General features: G+C 59.1%; 16 protein-coding genes. 3 read left to right on the top strand and 13 right to left on the bottom strand.

The annotated features are described in order from the left end of the window. The first annotated feature begins 176 nt into the window (after positions 1 to 176). Positions 177 to 1,247, top strand: coding sequence for a LysR family transcriptional regulator (locus N8I74_RS18025; RefSeq protein WP_263124586.1), 1,071 nt, complete (start codon positions 177 to 179; stop codon positions 1,245 to 1,247). A gap of 173 nt (positions 1,248 to 1,420) precedes the next feature. After that, positions 1,421 to 2,680, top strand: a complete 1,260-nt coding sequence (locus N8I74_RS18020) for an EAL and HDOD domain-containing protein (RefSeq protein ID WP_263124585.1) — start codon at positions 1,421 to 1,423, stop codon at positions 2,678 to 2,680. Positions 2,681 to 3,348: 668 nt separating this feature from the next. Here N8I74_RS18020 and N8I74_RS18015 read toward each other — a convergent pair. From N8I74_RS18015 to N8I74_RS17970, 10 genes are all read right to left on the bottom strand, one after another. Further along, positions 3,349 to 4,236: a serine hydrolase domain-containing protein gene (locus tag N8I74_RS18015; protein WP_263124584.1), complete on the bottom strand. Its 888-nt coding sequence runs from the start codon at positions 4,234 to 4,236 to the stop codon at positions 3,349 to 3,351. A 308-nt stretch (positions 4,237 to 4,544) separates the two neighbouring features. Beyond that, a complete protein-coding gene (locus tag N8I74_RS18010) occupies positions 4,545 to 4,886 on the bottom strand; it encodes an antibiotic biosynthesis monooxygenase family protein (RefSeq protein ID WP_263124582.1) in 342 nt (113 codons plus the stop codon). A 43-nt stretch (positions 4,887 to 4,929) separates the two neighbouring features. Beyond that, positions 4,930 to 5,319, bottom strand: a complete 390-nt coding sequence (gene speD / locus N8I74_RS18005; protein ID WP_263124581.1) for an adenosylmethionine decarboxylase — start codon at positions 5,317 to 5,319, stop codon at positions 4,930 to 4,932. A gap of 14 nt (positions 5,320 to 5,333) precedes the next feature. Further along, positions 5,334 to 6,416 carry a DUF3419 family protein gene (locus N8I74_RS18000; RefSeq protein WP_263124579.1) on the bottom strand — a complete coding sequence of 361 codons (1,083 nt, stop codon included), beginning with the start codon at positions 6,414 to 6,416 and terminating at the stop codon, positions 5,334 to 5,336. 5 nt (positions 6,417 to 6,421) lie between these two features. Continuing rightward, on the bottom strand, positions 6,422 to 7,159 hold the full coding sequence (locus N8I74_RS17995; RefSeq protein ID WP_263124578.1) for an iron-containing redox enzyme family protein: 738 nt from the start codon (positions 7,157 to 7,159) through the stop codon (positions 6,422 to 6,424). Between the two features lie 34 nt (positions 7,160 to 7,193). Next, positions 7,194 to 7,847, bottom strand: a complete 654-nt coding sequence (locus N8I74_RS17990; protein WP_263124576.1) for a hypothetical protein — start codon at positions 7,845 to 7,847, stop codon at positions 7,194 to 7,196. A 500-nt stretch (positions 7,848 to 8,347) separates the two neighbouring features. After that, positions 8,348 to 8,962, bottom strand: a complete 615-nt coding sequence (gene wrbA / locus N8I74_RS17985; RefSeq protein ID WP_263124575.1) for an NAD(P)H:quinone oxidoreductase — start codon at positions 8,960 to 8,962, stop codon at positions 8,348 to 8,350. Positions 8,963 to 9,113: 151 nt separating this feature from the next. Then, on the bottom strand, positions 9,114 to 9,476 hold the full coding sequence (locus N8I74_RS17980) for a hypothetical protein (protein WP_263124574.1): 363 nt from the start codon (positions 9,474 to 9,476) through the stop codon (positions 9,114 to 9,116). A gap of 4 nt (positions 9,477 to 9,480) precedes the next feature. Further along, the gene (locus tag N8I74_RS17975; RefSeq protein WP_263124573.1) at positions 9,481 to 10,095 is read right to left on the bottom strand and encodes a response regulator transcription factor; all 615 of its coding nucleotides are present in this window, start codon (positions 10,093 to 10,095) and stop codon (positions 9,481 to 9,483) included. Beyond that, positions 10,085 to 12,316: a PAS domain-containing sensor histidine kinase gene (locus tag N8I74_RS17970; RefSeq protein WP_263124571.1), complete on the bottom strand. Its 2,232-nt coding sequence runs from the start codon at positions 12,314 to 12,316 to the stop codon at positions 10,085 to 10,087. Before N8I74_RS17970 ends, N8I74_RS17975 begins: the two co-directional genes overlap by 11 nt. Before the next feature lie 387 nt (positions 12,317 to 12,703). Here N8I74_RS17970 and N8I74_RS17965 point away from each other — a divergent pair, with 387 nt between their 5' ends. Further along, the gene (locus N8I74_RS17965; RefSeq protein WP_263124570.1) at positions 12,704 to 13,618 is read left to right on the top strand and encodes a hypothetical protein; all 915 of its coding nucleotides are present in this window, start codon (positions 12,704 to 12,706) and stop codon (positions 13,616 to 13,618) included. A gap of 53 nt (positions 13,619 to 13,671) precedes the next feature. Here the strand turns inward: N8I74_RS17965 and N8I74_RS17960 are convergent, their stop codons facing one another. The 3 genes from N8I74_RS17960 to N8I74_RS17950 are packed head-to-tail and all read right to left on the bottom strand — an operon-like array spanning position 13,672 to position 15,909. Beyond that, complete coding sequence (locus N8I74_RS17960; RefSeq protein WP_263124569.1) at positions 13,672 to 14,664, bottom strand: 2-hydroxyacid dehydrogenase; 993 nt, start codon at positions 14,662 to 14,664, stop codon at positions 13,672 to 13,674. Positions 14,665 to 14,686: 22 nt separating this feature from the next. Next, entirely contained in the window at positions 14,687 to 14,935 is a 249-nt protein-coding gene (locus N8I74_RS17955) for an RNA-binding protein (protein WP_263124567.1), read from the bottom strand. A 26-nt stretch (positions 14,936 to 14,961) separates the two neighbouring features. After that, positions 14,962 to 15,909: a complex I NDUFA9 subunit family protein gene (locus tag N8I74_RS17950; protein WP_263124565.1), complete on the bottom strand. Its 948-nt coding sequence runs from the start codon at positions 15,907 to 15,909 to the stop codon at positions 14,962 to 14,964. Positions 15,910 to 15,946 lie beyond the last annotated feature (37 nt).

Below are 15,946 nucleotides of genomic sequence, written 5' to 3'. Positions count from 1 at the left end.
GATCGGGCAGCGCCAGCAATGGCAAGCCCTGGCGCGTTTTGCGCATGATGGGAATGCATCGTACGCATGCACGATGCACGTGCCCGATTGGCATAAAGGGTTTAATGTATTTCCATAAACAATAACTACATATAAATGCCACGGCCTTCCCGGCCGGGCGCCCGGAGGGATAAAGGATGCTTGCAGATAATCTTCAGCTCGATCTCAACCTATTGCTTTGCCTACACGCGCTGCTCACGCAGGGCAGCGTGACACGCGCCGCCGAAACGCTGGGGGTGACCCAATCGGCGATGAGCCGCTCGCTCGCGCGCCTGCGCGATGCGTTCGATGACCCGCTGTTCGTGCGTGCAGCCAACAAGCTTGCACCGACGCCGCGTGCCGAGGCGCTGCGCGAGCCGTTGAGCACGATCCTGCAGCAGATCAACCAGCTGGTGGTGCCGGAGGACTTCAACCCGGCCACCACGCGCGGCCGCTATCGCATCGGTTGTGCCAGCAGCACCGAGCATGCGCTGTTGCCCGCTGTGCTGGGCACGCTGTTGTACGAAGCGCCCCAGCTGGAGCTGGAGTTCGTGCCGTGGGAGGCGCATATCCTGGAGGCGATGTCGGCCGATGGGCCCGACCTGGCGCTGGGGCTGGCGTTCGATGCCCCGGCCGATGTCTATCAGCGCGTGGTCTACCGCGACCGGTTGATGTGTGCGCTGCGCGCGGACCACCCGGCGTTGCGCGGCGTCGAGCTGCAGCTGGAATGCTTTTGCAAGATGCCGCATCTGCAATTGCGACTGGGACAGGCACTGGCGCAGATGCTGGATGAGCGGCTGGGCGCGATCGGCGCAAGCCGGCGTGTCAGCCTGCAGTTGACCCAGTGCGTCGCCGCGTTCGAGCTGTTGACGGAAAGCGACCTGCTGCTGGTTGCACCCGAGTCGGTGCTGCGCTCGACCCAGGTGCCCGGCCGGATCCGGCTTGCGCCGCTGCCGCTGGAGATGCCGCCGCTGACCTTCTCGTTGTATTGGCACGCGCGGCAGCATCACGATCCGGGGCACATCTGGTTGCGCAACGCGCTGTGCGAGGGGTTGAAGGCCGAGTTCGAGGCCCGCCGGGATGCCTGGGCCGTGAGCGACGCGTCGCGGTTGCAGGGACTGGCGCCGATGCGCGCGCTGCCGCCCGAACCCGCCTTCAGATCATCGCCGCAGCTGACCGAGCCGCGCACCTTCCCACGGTTGACGAGCTTCTACCCGGTCTACCGCTGACCGGCGCTGTCCGCATCCTGCCGCCGGATGGCGGCGGGCATGCGGCAGCCACCGACGCGGCACGCACGGCGCGCCCATGCCGCTTTCGCCCGCATTGCGCTTGATCCCGTTCCAGTCTGCGCCGCCGTGAAACTCATGGCGACACGCCCTAAACTGAAACGATGTTTCCGACCATGCCCGAGCGCGCAATGCAGGACCGGTTTTTCCTGGGGCGCCAGCCCATCATCAACCGGCAGCAGCAACTGGTGGCCTACGAGCTGCTGTTTCGCAGTGGTCAGAGCGGCAATGCCGCCCTGGTGACCGACGATCTGGCAGCCAGTGCTGCTGTCATCAGCCATGCCTTTACCGATCTTGGACTGATCAGTGCGCTGGAGGGCAAATCCGCCTTCATCAACGTCGATGCCGCCTTGCTGTTCTCCGAGGCCATCGAGCTGCTGCCACGCGACCGGGTGGTGCTGGAACTGCTTGAAACGGTTGAGCTGAACGAAGCCCTGTATGCGCGGTGCCGGCAATTGCGGCAACTGGGCTACCGGCTGGCGCTGGACGACGTGGTCGCGCTCTCCGGCGCCCATCTGCCGCTGTTGCCCCTGGTGGATGTGATCAAGGTCGACGTGCTGGCCCTGCCCGGCAAAGCGCTGGCCCCGCTGGTACACGCGTTGCGGGCACATCCGGTGCAACTGCTTGCCGAGAAGGTGGGGACCCCGCAACTACAGCAGCAATGCAGCAAGCTCGGCTTCGACCTGTTCCAGGGGTACTACTTCGCCCGTCCCACCATCCTGTCCGGCCGCCGCATCCCCTCCACCCAGGCCCAGCTGCTGTCGCTGTTGAACATGGTGCAAGGCAACGCCGAGATCAGTGACGTGGAAGCGGCGCTCAAACGTGCGCCCGATCTCGCGCTCGGCCTGCTCAAGCTGGTCAACTCGGTGGCCTGCGGGCTCCCGGTGCGCATCACCAGCGTGCGTCATGCAATCACCCTGCTTGGCATGCGCCAATTGCAACGCTGGCTGCAGATCCTGATGTTTTCGCGGCAGGACCAGCAAGGTGGCGGCGAGCTGCTGCTGCACACCGCCATCGGCCGCGGACGCTTCATGGAACGGCTGGCGCAGACGCTCGCGCCCGGTGAGGCCGCGCTGGCTGACAGTGCATTCCTGACCGGGCTGCTGTCGCTGCTCGATGCGCTCCTGGGCCGGCCGCTCGCCGAACTGCTGCCCGAGCTGAACCTGTCGTTGCCGGTACAGGCCGCCCTGCTGGGCGCTAACCCGCCCAGCCGGCTTGGCAAATGGCTGGCACTGACCCTGGCGGTCGAGGCCCAGGACCTGCCGGCGGTGCAAGCCTGGCTGCACGATGAGCCCTCGTTGAGCTGGGATGCGCTCAATCGCCTGCAGGTCGAAGCGCTGCATTGGGCCGACGAGGTGGGGCGGGATATGGGGTGAGCCAAGGCGCGTTCCTTCGGCTCTGGTTTGACACCATATTTAATGCTGGAGTGGGCAAGTTAGGGCAGCCCACAAGATTTGTTTGATCAATAAGAAATTTCTGATTTATGGAGAAGCTGTTTTGCGGCTGAGCTATAGCAAAAAAGCCATTTGTCGTGTCCACCCCGATATTTATTCCAACTGGTTTGCTTTGGTTTTTTCTGATTTTGTAAGATTATGATCTTGGTCCATGCTTGATGTCTTTGCCTACAAAAGACAATCAGCATAGTGAATTATGTGCTGAGAACGGCCGGCATGGTATGGGTCTTGAATAAGAGACGTTCAATGAATCCAGGTCGATTACGGCAGTGGATTTATTTGGCGCGTATAGCGCCAGCGGTTAGTGGCGATGGTGCGACACTCGACGTCCCATGGCTCCACCAAATCTATGGTTAAACTATTCAGGTTCTTCGCCAATAGCCTGTATAGCCAATGCTGGAACATGTGTGGGTACCTGGCGTTGGAAGGTAGGTGCGCCAGGCTTGAAAGCCGAAGATCAGATTGTAACGCGTTCAGATGGAGCCGCTTGATGGGCAAGCTGGCCTCAGGTGGGCTCTGTAACCATCCATCTTCAAGTCCGGAGCCTTTGGTTTCATTCATCCAGGTGTGTGGCAAAGATCCAAAAACAACTATTCGGCAAATAGATGGGATATTTTCCGAAAGGCGCGCAGGGTCAATGCTTCGTCCTGCTCTGCCCCGTAATCGCTAAATTTGACAATGACGGTATTTGTCTTGGGGTTAATGTATACATATTGGCCGTGTATTCCAATTGCAGAGAAATCCGGGTCGCTTCGATCTTTCAACATCCACCATCCGTGGCTGTAACCGAACTCTCCCTTAAAAGCAGTTGGCTTTTGAATTTTCTGTTGCCATCCAGCAGGCAGGAGATTGGAACCTTTGTATTTTCCGTCTTCAAGAACAAATAGGCCAAACCGAACAAAATCCCGGGCCTTTGCATTGATGCAACAGAAGGATTTCTCAATCCGGGAGTCAGAGCTGTCAACGCTCCATGATGCATTACTTTCAGCGCCAATTGGCTTCCATAATGCTGTGGATATATATGGCGCAAGGTTGTCATTTACTGCACCCCGAAGCGTTTCCCCCAGAAGGAGGTAGGTTGCACTTCGGTATTCAAAGTGAGGCATTGATGAAAAATGAACCGGTGGGAGTTGCTGCATGAATCTTTTCAGGTCTGTTGTTACATACATTTGAGCTAACAGGGAAAAGACGCTGTCATATTGCTCCTGCACCGGTATGGCGGCGCGCATATTAAGTAGATCCGATATGGTAACCGGTTGTCGGAACTTTGCTGCTAGGGTGCTTGGCCAATATTGGCGTGCATCAGCATTTGTTGATTTGATAAAGCCGTCTTTTATTGCCAGGGCCGTTGCCGTGGAAGTAATGGCTTTAGCGACAGAATAGGAAGGGAAATAGGAGTTCCGGGAATAGCCGTTGTAATATCTCTCGTATACGATTCTCCCACCGTGTGCAACCAGAAATGCATTGGTCTTGGTCACGCGCAGGAAACCATCAAGGCCAATGCTTTGCCTTCCTTGCCAAGCAAGATCTAGATGTAGTGGTATCGGTGTACTCTCAAGAGGTCTTGGGCGCTCGGGCGCGTAAATGACTTCTGAGTCGAAATAGCGTGCAGATTGAGAGGGAGGGGAGATTTCCAGGCCAAGCCAGATCAGCTTGTGAGGGGGAAGGACGCTTAGCGAGTATGACGCTGCATAAGCGCAGAGCACCACTACAGAAGTGGCTATGAGGCTAGCGTACAATCCCCTTCCCCGAGCAACCAAGAAAATGGTGCGCGGTACCCTTGACACTATACCGCCTTTGTATTGTCAGCTGCCTGCTCGGCCGGACTTGGCGCCAAGCCGTCTCCGTAAGTACGCAACACCTGTGATATTTCGACACGATAGCCACTCAGCCATTCTTTATAACGCCCTTTTGCAATCAGATGACTTGGATTGTTCATCAGCTCCCGCAGCCCTTCTTCCGATGACCAATAATAAACCGTGGAGATCCTGCCAGTGGTGGTATTTTCCCAAGCTTCCTCGCCGAGATAGCCAGTTGTTGAGCGCGCGGCTTCGGCGATCTGTTGGTCGAGTGCATGAAAATCATCGTCAAACTGCTTCTTATCAAAGATAAATGTTGCTGTGATCATGGTGGAATCCAAAGACGAAATTACTTATGTAAAGATTGTTGCTTCAAGCAAGGGCTGCTTCTGTTTTGGGATGATACTCAATTGGTGCCGTCTGTGAAGAGCCTCGTGCAATATAGCGAGAGCTGTAGCATACGGCTCCTAGTGCCTCGGCAAGCCTGCTTGCAATGTCGCCTGGATCGCGGCCACAGGTGAAGATATCAATCGCGATATAGTTGTTCTCAGGGTATGTATGATAGGAGCAGTGTGATTCCGATAAAAGGAAGAACCCAGTTACTCCTTCTCCTCCTCCAGAAAATTGGAAGAAATCATATTTCAAGATGGTGAAGCCAATCAATGCTTCATCAAATATCTGCTGGAGCTCGGATGGGCAATTAAGTAATTTTCCATTCCGTACTTTCATGTCAATAATGTAGTGATATCCAGTGTCGTTCATGGCTACCTCAGCACTTATATTGTTGGAATGGGCTCATAGATGTGAAACGACCACAGTTGCGTTGAATCTTCCCGGTGGCTATTGGGGTATCTTGTGCTTACATCCCTGAAACCGGTCAGATCCGGCGTGGGTCGACGCAAATGTGCTCTGACAACAACTTTCGCGCCCTCAGCAACCTGACTCCTCAGGCTCTTCAAGAAGCTGTGCTCTTGCGCAGGTGGCAAGAAGGAAGGTACGTCGGAGAGAGAAACGAAGTCGAGATTCCGGTGTTCCTGCACCCGTTGGAAAACATCGCCTAACTCAAGCAGGATCTCACAGTTCTCCGCCCCCTTTTTTGCAAGGTTGAATATCTCGGGCTGACATTCCAAAGGATATGCATCCGGGTAGCGGATCTCTCCAAAAAACAACATCTGCAGGAAGAAATTCTTCCGTACCGACCATTCCGTAAATAGTCGATGGAAAATGCTGTCGTAGATATGGAAGTGGCTGCCCGGTATATTTTTCTTTGGAAAATCTCCACGGTATAAAAGCGAGTTTAGTGCTGTAGAGTTTCCTAGAAGAGCAAGAACCATTTTCCATCGCCAGCGAGGAAAGTGGTTTTTATAATAGTCCAGTTGTTCTGCAAGGCTTTCGCATTCGAAGAGCTGGCGACCGGAGCGCCCGGTAATGGCCGAATTTACGCGTCTCAAGGTTCTAAGCATCTGCTCGAATTTCCCACAGTAGAGCATGCTTCCCCAATCAATATGCGTAAACATTGCGTGGAGCACTTCCCGCGTTGGCTTTTGCAGCGGTAATTCTGAAAACATTGCCTGACGGGCTTGTGGGGAAATGGTATCAGTGAAGCCAAGAAATCCCTTGTATTCGGCTAAGCTCACATGCTTGAGCAGGGCCAGGCGTAATTCGCAGACGGCGAGCTGTTCACGATTTATATCTACACAGACAAGATGACGGGGATTTTTTGCCAACAGTGGAACAATACGGCTGCCGCAGTCTGCAATTGCCAGTGCGCGTGCGGTCCCTTCAGGAAGAAGGTTGAATTCCGCTGTCGGATCCTCGTCACCCAACGTGTAATTCAGTTGCTTGAAGTAGTGAGGCATTTTTTCTAGGCTTTCTTGCAAAGAAAGTCATAGCGGCGACCGCGTCCCAATTGGACCTCTTGGTATTCCTCATATACCGCATCCAACATGCGGGCAGTCAGTTTTAGTGAGGTCGTGAGCACGTATTCGATTGCATCCAAATCAGCCTCCGATTTACAGCTTCTTTGGATAATTGTTTTAACGTGTTCGAAATGATCTGCATCAATGTCGGAGTGTGCTATGAAAAATGTTAGTTGCGAAGGTTCGAGCTGAAGTGTCTTTTGTATGCTTTGAATCAGCGGGTTGATATATTTGTAACAGCTTTCGGCCCAGTAGCTGTAACCCAAACGTTGTAATGGGTTCCCGGTGAAGGAAATCCAGTACAGGTAGGCGATAAGTGCTTCCGTTTCCATGAGCGGACGCGGCAAAGCCCCATCCAATCCTTCAAAGCCAATACTGCGGATATCGTGCAATGCCATTCTTTCATGTCCAACCTCTTCTGCTGCATGCTCCAGGCAGAATTTGATATAAGGCAAGCTTTCAATGTCGTTTCTTATGCCAACCAGGGCCTGGTTGCGCGCATTGTGAGACGTATAGTGATAAGTCTCGAGCATGTAGATGCCGTACAGCTCTTTTGTAACTTCGCCTGACAATACAGTTTTTGCTAATGGCGAACTACTGAGAATTTTCGTCCATAGCTGATCGAGTTTGCTGTCGAGTTTTTGGAAGAATTTTTCGAAGTTGATTTCTGTTGAAGGGTTCATTTTTTAATCTCCATGTTGTGCTTACGTTGCATTTTCACGCAGTTGCCGGCGTTACTGATTTTCGCTTTTCCAAAGCAGAATAAAGGTCGCTCCACGTGGCTTGCATCACCCAATAGGCCCCATTGGCTCTGTTTTCGATGGTGATTGGGTCGATGGTAAGAGGAGTCAGGCCATAGCGTTCAAATAATCTGCGCTGAACGGAGCGGCACATGGCAACAATGCCCTTATATTCCTGAATTATTGCCGAATGACAGGCAAGTGCCATGAGCTTTTCAAAAATACAGGAGTTCCTGCTGCTTGTTACCAGACGCCCGAACTCGACATGATCTAAATAAGGGGAAGTCATGTGATGGCCTGCTGGTAATACGCTTTCAATCTCGAAAGGAAACGGGGTCATGCGCATTGAACCTGCTATTTCGCCACGACTTGTCACCCAGACGTGTGCACTCCGGGAGTCTATATGCTCGATCAGGGTACCCGCCCTTGTATTGGAGCGTATCAAGTATTGCAAACCATGCTCAAGATAGGTTTTGTTCCGATGGGCAATTATTTGCTCTAGTGGAACGGCTGGGCCAGTTGCAGTAAATGCCTCACAGTCTGATGCCTCGTGCAGCTTGCTCCAGAAGTATTGCTTCAGCGTTTCAATTTCGTGGAGTGCACCAGAATTCATTAAATGATTAATTTGCATAATTTTGGGGGCGATGAAAACCCTGCAACTAAATGCATGAATTAGAAAAGACCGCTTGGCTTTATCTGACTTGCTGATTATTTTTTGTGCAAAATAGCCGTAGGCAGTTTGCTGAAATACATAGCAGGCAATGTAAACTCATGTGAATAATAAATCAACATTTATTTACTTGATTCTTTTTAATGTATTAAGTTATTGTTCTTAATGGGAAATTTTAAAGACAGTGCGTTGTTTGCAAGATCTGGGAGGGGTGCAAGCACTGCGGAAACATGCGGTGCGTACCGCTTGTTGGAGGCTGTGCTCCATGGCAAGGTAGATGTGGTGATGCGGAAAAGGCTGTCTATTGATTTGACAAGGGGGCGGGCGGCGTAGGGCGGCACAGCGCCTGCCAGCTTCGCATCTGGGCAGGTTTTAACCGGCGTACGCGGTTACCCGGGTGTTTTGGCGGACAGCCTGATATCGGGGGAGGGGGACCAGCAGCTTCCGATGAAGGGGCAGGGTCAGGCGCGCAGCTTGGCGGCGATGCTGACGACATGCCGGCCCTGGAAGCGTGCGATGGCCAGTTCATTGTCCGAGGGCTGGCGGCTGCCGTTGCCGTCGGTGATGGTCGAGGCGCCGTAGGGGCTGCCGCCGCTGATCTCGGCCAGGGTGGTCTGGCGCGCCTCGGAATACGGCACCCCGACGATCACCATGCCATGGTGCAGCAGCGTAGTGTGAAAGCTGGTCAGCGTGGTCTCCTGGCCGCCATGCTGGGTCGCTGAGCTGGTGAACACGCTGCCCACCTTGCCGATCAATGCGCCCTTGGCCCACAGGCCGCCGGTCTGATCGAGGAAATTGCGCATCTGGGCGCACATGTTGCCAAAGCGGGTCGGCGTGCCGAATACGATGGCGTCGGCTTCGGCCAATTGCCCGACCTGTGCAAGTGGCACATGTGAGAACACGGCCCTTGCCTTGTCGGCACCACTCTTGGCCAGGATCTCCTCCGGCACGAGTTCGGACACTTGCAGCAGCGTTGCCTCGGCGCCTGCTTCGCGCACGCCTTCCGCCACCGCTTCGGCCAGGCGATAGACATGGCCGTACATGCTGTAGAACACGATCTGGACCTTGGTCGTCATAGCGGATTCCTCCAACGGGTTGGCATGGGCAGGCGGCGGCGCGCGCGCCGGGGAACTTGGGTTATAGCCCATGAGGGCGCCGGGACCGGCAGGCAGCCGGCCCGGCTGCAGCTGGCAGGGGCGGGCGGCGCAAGGACCGTTGCTGGCACGCTCAGCGCAGGGCGAGGTAGAGGATCACCGCCAGCAGCACGGGTCCCAGCACCAATGTGAGCCGGTACTGGCGGCGCAGCCGTACCGTGAGCTGGGCATTCTGCGCGGCCAATTCTTCGATCAGCCGCGCGCTTTCCTGCTGGCGCTGGTGCAGCGCGGCCAGGTCCTGCTGCTGAGCGGCCACAGCGGCTTCCAGGTTGGCCAGCCTCTCCTGCGGGCCCGCCTGCGCGTCGATGGCGATCTCGATCGGGCGCGGCGGTGGGGTCTGGGTGCCGCGGAACAGTTTCTTGCTTGCGTCGAGGATCCGGGGGGCGTTCTCGATCAGCGTGCCCCATGGAATGAGTGCCAGCCAGTTCAGTGCCATGCGCTCAGGTCTCCACGCCGGCGTCGCGCAGCAGCGCCGCCAGCTCCATCGCGGTCTTCACCCGCATTTTTTCCAGGATGCGCGCCCGGTGCACTTCGACGGTCTTCATCGAGATCGACAGGTCATCGGCGATCTGCTTGTTGAGCCGGCCGGTGAGGATGAGCTTCATCACCTCGCGCTCGCGTGGGGTCAGCCCGGCAAGCAGGCTTTCCGCCTGGCTCCTGGCATGCCAGGCGTCGCGGTGCGTGGCGTCGTCGGACAGCGCCTTTTCGACCAGATCGACGATGTCGTTGTCGTTGAAGGGCTTTTCGACGAAGTCGGCCGCGCCGTTCTTCAGTGCCGCGACCGCCATCGGTACGTCGCCATGGCCGGTCAGGAAGATCACCGGCGGCATGTAGGCGTATTCCCGGAGCTTGGCGAACAGCTCGATGCCGCCCATGCCGGGCATGCGCACATCCAGCAGCAAGCAGCCGAAGCGGTCCGGGCTGTAGTCGGCCAGCAGCGCTTCGGCGCTGGCGAAGGCCTGTGCTTCGTGATTGCGGGTGGAGAACAGCCAGACCAGCGCGTCGCGCAACGCATCGTCATCATCGACCACGGCGATCCGTCGGTTAGGGTTCATGGGCATCGGTCTCCTCGCTGAACGGTACGGTGAAGATGAAGCGGCAGCCGCCGCCGGGATTGGCCTCGGCCCAGAGCCGGCCATGATGGTGTTCGATGATCGAGCGGCAGATGTTGAGGCCCATGCCCATACCCGTATCCTTGGTGGTGAAGAAGGGCTTGAACAATTGTTCCAGCTGTTCGGGCGTGATACCAGCGCCGCGATCGGCAATCGTCACCTTGAGACTGCCTTCCTGCCGCGCCAGCGAGATGGCAAGCCGGCGTTGCTCGGCGGATGTGTTGTCCATCGCCTCCAGCGCGTTCTTGATCAGGTTGAACAGCACCTGCTCCAGCATCACCGCATCGGCATACAGCGGCGGCAGCCCCTCGGCCTGCGCTATCGAGACCGCCACGCCACGCCTGGCCACTTCGTGCCCCAGCAGGCCCAGCACGGTGTCGAGCAAGGTGCCGATGTCACATCGCTTGCGGTGCGGCGCGCGCCGCTGCACGAACTCGCGGATGCCACGGATGATGTGACCGGCGCGCTTGGCCTGTTCGGCCATCTTGTCGATGGCCTGGTCCAGTTGCGCCAGATTCGGGGAATTGGCCGCGAGGATGTTGCGGCAGCCGCTGGCGTAGCTCGCAATTGCGCCGAGCGGCTGGTTGAGTTCGTGTGCCAGGCTGGAGGCCATCTCGCCCATGCTGATCAGGCGCGCGGTCTGCTGCAGCGTCTCGTTCTGCTGGCGTTCGCGCTCGGTGGCGGTCTTGAGCGCGGTGATGTCGGTGGCGATCTCCAGCCAGACCGCGCTGCCATCCACCCATACGCTCTGCCGGCTTTTCACCTGGTACCAGTGCCGGCGGTAGCTGTCGTACCACTCCGCGTCGACCGGCGGGTCCACCCGGCGCAGCACGAACGGCAGGACGCAGCAGCGGCCGCGCCAATCGGGCAGCCCGAACGCACGGTCGAACTGCTGGTTGCTCATCAGCAGCTCGCCGGTCTGTGCATCGGTCACCGCCACCGCCGCATCGAGTCCGTTCATCACGGTGACGAAGCGCTCGTGCGAAGCCTGCAACGCTTCGCGCTCACGCCGGATCTCGGTGATGTCATACATCGAGCCCATCCAGCCGATATGCTCGCCTTCGCCATCGATCAGGCGCGAGGCGTAGACCCGCACGTCAAAGCGCTCGCCGTTGCGCCGCATGAAGCGTACCGTGAATCCGTTCGGGTCGAGCCGGCCGGCGAGGATGGCATCGAACACCGCCTCGCAGCGCGCCATCTCTTCGGGGGGCCAGTACGGCATCGGGGGACTGTGGCCGATCAGCTCCTCGCTGCGGTAGCCCACCATTTCGCAGAACGCCCGGTTGACGTACAGCACGCGGCCATGATGGTCCATGGCCCTGAGCCCAGTGACGAGCGAATCCTCCATCGCCTTGCGCAGCGCCGTCTCGGCACGCAGCCGCGATTCGGCTTCCTCGCGCACGCGCATCACCCGGCCCAGCGCCCAGGTGGAGGCCAGCATCGCCAGCGCCAGCCCGAACACGATCCAGGGCAACGCCCCGGTGACGGGGTTGGCCGGCGTCTGGTAGACCTCGGCCTTGAGCGAGAGCCCGACCGGTGGGTTGCCCAGATCGATGTTGCCGATCACACCGGCCGGATCGAGCTGGCGCTGGAACTTGGAAGCCAGCGGCCGGCCCTCGTTGCCATACAGTGTGATCTGGTAGCGCTGCGCGATCCACCAGGGCACCTGCTGCTGCAACAGGCGGTCGAGCGCCAGCACCATGACCAGCATGCGCCTGCGATCGGGGGTAAGCACGGCGTAGCGCAGCCGGGGCTGCCCGTGCGACACCCAGACATCGCCCCAGCCCGGCTCGCCCCGATAGGGCAGCGCCCAGGCGGCCTGCGTGGCATGCCACTCGACATGGCCGAAGCGGTCCTGTACCGACAGCCCGACCACTTCGGGGCTGGTCTGCAGCAGCGACAGCACCCGGGCCTGGAAGATCGGCGAGTTGTAATCCGCGCCAGACAACGTCGCCGCCAGGCCGTGCACCGCGTCGCGGTCGATCGCCACTTGCTGTTCAATCGCCTGTTTCTGCCACAGCAGATCCTGCTCCAGCAGAGCGGCGCGCTGCTCTGCGGCCTCGCCATGGCTGAGCAGCAGGTATCCGGCAAGGGCCAGCGTCACCAGCGCGGCCAGGAGGCCGGGGACGAGGGCAAGCCAGCGGTGGGCACGTGTAGGTGTCACTCGGTCGAACACAAGCAGGAGACGGTGCCGAGCTTACTCCAGATCACTTGGTTCAGGATGGTGGCGATATCGGTAATCCGGGGCTGTGTGCTCACGGGTGACCAACTGTCGGCTGGTGCATTTTCTTGCCGGATTGGAAAGTGTGTGGGATCAAACCTGTATTAGAATCCGCAGGCCTTTTTGGCGGTAATGCTATGAATCCGATTTGTCCGGGATCAATGTGGCGTAGAGGGATTGTTATAGGCTGGCACTTGTGTGCCAGACCGATTGAATAGATAAGCACTCGATTCTTACGTTGCATGACCCACCCGGCGCTTTCCACGATGCAACCCTGAAAGCTCCGGTGCATGACAGAGCACGACAATCCAAACCCGGGAGCAAACCCAGATGTCCTTCGTATCGATCAAGGCAGCAAGCGTATTGATGCTGGCTGCTGCCCTGGCTGCTTGTGGCGGTGGTGGTGGCGACGGTGGCAGCAGCCCCACGCCGACCCCGACTCCGGCCCCCACGCCCACGCCTAACCCTACACCTACTCCCACGCCAGCGCCGGTTCCCACACCGACCCCGGCGCCTGATGCAACCTATGCATCGTGCCTGGACAGCCTGCCGGCAAACCAATGGGGCACTGGCACCGCAGCGCCCGGTCGTCTTGACTTCTGGCGCGAAAACCGGGTCTTGAACAATGCAATCAACCGTGTGATGACTGTGGAGCGCGATGCTGCAAACATGACCCTCAATGGCGAGACCGTACGCCGTTATGTGGTCAAGTATTGGGACAATGGCGCTGTGATGCCCGGGATCGAGTACAACTACGACTTAGTTGATACCACCGGCACCGTGCTGCGCTTCTATGGGTACGAGGATGGAATGAACACACCTCCTGCCTACTCGGCTTTCAAAGTCAGCTCCACCTTCAATCGCAATACCGCAATGGCGATACCGAAGGGCGGCAGCTACAGCTATACCAATACCCGCGTCAACAACGGGTGGGCTGCAGGCAAGTCGGTTACAGAGAACGTGACGATGGAGTACTACGGCGCCAAATCGGTGACCACGACCGCCGGCACCTTCCAGACCTGCCATTACAAGGCCACCACGACTGTCGACAGCAGCGATCCGGGCTTCAAGCTGAATCTGGTCGAGGAGTTCTGGATGACCAAGGATGTCAAGATCAGGAAGCTGATGTCCGAAACCCAGCGCGACGGCGCCAATGCCATCACCTACCAACGTGACGAAGTGCAGACGGTGGTCGGCCATGTCAAGAATGGCGTGAGCTACGGCAACACCAACCCCGCACCTTGATACGGGGTGGTGGTATCAGTGACAGAAGCCGGCGGGGTGACCCGCCGGTTTTGCTATGGGGTGACTGCATTCAAAAGCGGCCTGCCGGCCGCGAAATCGGCAAGGTTGCGCATCACCGTCTGGGCGATGTTGGCAAGCGCCTCGTCGGTGAGAAAGCCCTGGTGCGAGGTGATGACCACGTTGGGAAAGGTCGTGAGCCGGGCCAGTACATCGTCCTGGACCGCCGAGCCGGACAGGTCCTCGAAGAAGACGCCTTCCTCGTACTCGTATACATCCAGCCCCACGCCACCCAGACGGCCGTTCTTGAGCGCGTCCAGCAACGCGCTGGAGTCGATCAGGCCACCACGGCTGGTATTGATGATGACCGCGCCCGGTTTCATGGTGGCGAGCGATGCGGCATTGATCATATGCCGTGTCTCGGGAAACAACGGTGCATGCAGGCTGACGATATCGGCGCTGGCCAGGAGTTCGGGCAGCGGCACGAACCGGCAGCCTAGCAAGGCCTCCTCCTGCGGATCGGGGGCGCGGTCATAGGCCAATACGCGCATGCCGAACCCATTGGCGATCTTGATCGCGGCGCGGCCGATCTTGCCGGCGCCGACCACGCCGAAGGTCCGGCCATTCAGGTTGAAGCCAACAAGACCGTCGAGCGAGAAATTGGCTTCGCGCACCCGGTTGTAGGCGCGGTGGGTCTTGCGCGAGAGTGTCAGCAGCAGTGCGAACACATGCTCGGCCACCGCTTCGGGTGAGTAGGCCGGCACCCGGGTGACCGCGATGCCGAGCTGGGCGGCAGCGGTGATGTCCACGCCGTTGAACCCGGCGCAGCGCAGGGCGACATGGCGCACGCCCAGCCGATGCAATTCGCCCAGCGTGGCGGCGTCGACCCGGTCGTTGACGAAGGGGCATACGGCGTCGAAGCCGGCCGCCAGCGGCACGGTGCTGCGGTTGAGCCTGTCGTCGAAGAACTCGAAGGTATAACCGGCATGGTTCGCGGCGTTCAATGCGTTCCGGTCATAGCGTTTGCTGTCGAAAACGGCGATGCGCATGGGGCGGGCTCCGGGGCAGACCTCAATCCCAGGAAAGATGGGTATGGGTGGCGGTCAGATCATGACCGCGCCAATGGTATCCGTCCAGCTGTTGGGCACAGGCGCTGATGGCGATGGCACTGACCTCTTCCAGCCGGATCAGCGCGTCGCTGCGTTCTTCCCCGGTCGAAACGACGATGTCGCCGACGCCGGGTACACCCAGGCCTTCCAGCAGGCTGCGAACATCGTCGGCCTCGGTGGTGGGGGGCAGGTTGCCCAGCAGGAGCTGCATGCGGTCGGTTCCTGGTAAGACGGGAATCAGCGCCGCCGATGGCGCCGCCGCCGTACCGGCCGGCTTTCGGCGGCAAGATAGCCTGGCGCGACCGCTTCGAGCGCGGCCGGCTGCCAGCCCAGCACGGCGGGAAAGCCGGCCGGATCGATGCTGTCGATCCGCATCGAATCGAGATTGTCGCGGGTAAGCAGTGGATCGGGCAGCATGCCCATCACCGCCGCCTGCAGGCGCGCCAGTGCGTCGGGCAACGCCAGGATCGGCCGTGGATGCCCGGTAAGCCGGCCGACGTAACGTACCAGCTCGGCCAGCGTATAGACCTTCGGGCCGACCAGGTTGAGCGAGCTGCCGACCAGGTCCGGCCGCGCCACACCGCATTCGAACGCCCGCACCACATCGTCCACCCAGACGGGCTGGAAGCGCGCATGCGCGCCGGCCAGCGGTATCAACGGGCTGGGCACGAGCAGACGGGCAAACAGGTTGAGAAAGCGATCACCCGGGCCGAACACCACGGATGGGCGGTAGAGCGTCCACGCCAGCGGGCTTGCACGCACATGCTGCTCGGCCTGGCCTTTGCTGCGCAGATAGTGGGAGGGGCCGTCGACGGCAGCATTCAGCGCGCTCATATGCAGATAGCGCGGCACGCCGGCCTGCCGGCAGGCAGCGATGATGCGTTCGGTCAACGTGACGTGCGCACGGGTGAAATCCCCGGGGCTACCATGCAGGATGCCCACCAGGTTGATCACCACATCCTTGCCTTCGGCCAGCCGCGCCAATTGCGCCGGGTCATGCACATCGGCGCCGACGATCTGCAGCTGCGGCAGCAGCAGGGCATCCCGGGCGCGCGCCGGATCGCGGGTGGGAAGGGTGACCGTGTGGCCGGCACCGGCAAGACGCGCTGCCAGCCGGCTGCCGATGAAGCCGCTGCCGCCGACCAGCAGCACATTGCAGATGCGAGGCGCGATAACGGTGGGCATGACGGTCTCCGGTGGTGCAAGCCCGCAAGCGCGGGCT

Source organism: Chitiniphilus purpureus, assembly GCF_025642115.1.
Taxonomy (GTDB): Bacteria; Pseudomonadota; Gammaproteobacteria; order Burkholderiales; family Chitinibacteraceae; genus Chitiniphilus; species Chitiniphilus purpureus.
This window is presented reverse-complemented; position numbering and strand designations above follow the sequence as displayed.

What these genes read in the sequence shown, in the direction of transcription:
- N8I74_RS17960 (WP_263124569.1), bottom strand. Translation starts at nt 14,664, where the DNA reads ATGCGCATCGCCGTTTTCGACAGCAAACGCTATGACCGGAACGCATTG.
- N8I74_RS18000 (WP_263124579.1), bottom strand. Translation starts at nt 6,416, where the DNA reads ATGCCTCACTACTTCAAGCAACTGAATTACACGTTGGGTGACGAGGAT.
- N8I74_RS18010 (WP_263124582.1), bottom strand. Translation starts at nt 4,886, where the DNA reads ATGATCACAGCAACATTTATCTTTGATAAGAAGCAGTTTGACGATGAT.
- N8I74_RS17955 (WP_263124567.1), bottom strand. Translation starts at nt 14,935, where the DNA reads ATGCAGCTCCTGCTGGGCAACCTGCCCCCCACCACCGAGGCCGACGAT.
- N8I74_RS17975 (WP_263124573.1), bottom strand. Translation starts at nt 10,095, where the DNA reads ATGAACCCTAACCGACGGATCGCCGTGGTCGATGATGACGATGCGTTG.
- N8I74_RS17950 (WP_263124565.1), bottom strand. Translation starts at nt 15,909, where the DNA reads ATGCCCACCGTTATCGCGCCTCGCATCTGCAATGTGCTGCTGGTCGGC.
- N8I74_RS17995 (WP_263124578.1), bottom strand. Translation starts at nt 7,159, where the DNA reads ATGAACCCTTCAACAGAAATCAACTTCGAAAAATTCTTCCAAAAACTC.
- wrbA (WP_263124575.1), bottom strand. Translation starts at nt 8,962, where the DNA reads ATGACGACCAAGGTCCAGATCGTGTTCTACAGCATGTACGGCCATGTC.
- N8I74_RS17990 (WP_263124576.1), bottom strand. Translation starts at nt 7,847, where the DNA reads ATGCAAATTAATCATTTAATGAATTCTGGTGCACTCCACGAAATTGAA.
- N8I74_RS18025 (WP_263124586.1), top strand. Translation starts at nt 177, where the DNA reads ATGCTTGCAGATAATCTTCAGCTCGATCTCAACCTATTGCTTTGCCTA.
- speD (WP_263124581.1), bottom strand. Translation starts at nt 5,319, where the DNA reads ATGAACGACACTGGATATCACTACATTATTGACATGAAAGTACGGAAT.
- N8I74_RS17965 (WP_263124570.1), top strand. Translation starts at nt 12,704, where the DNA reads ATGTCCTTCGTATCGATCAAGGCAGCAAGCGTATTGATGCTGGCTGCT.
- N8I74_RS17980 (WP_263124574.1), bottom strand. Translation starts at nt 9,476, where the DNA reads ATGGCACTGAACTGGCTGGCACTCATTCCATGGGGCACGCTGATCGAG.
- N8I74_RS18020 (WP_263124585.1), top strand. Translation starts at nt 1,421, where the DNA reads ATGCCCGAGCGCGCAATGCAGGACCGGTTTTTCCTGGGGCGCCAGCCC.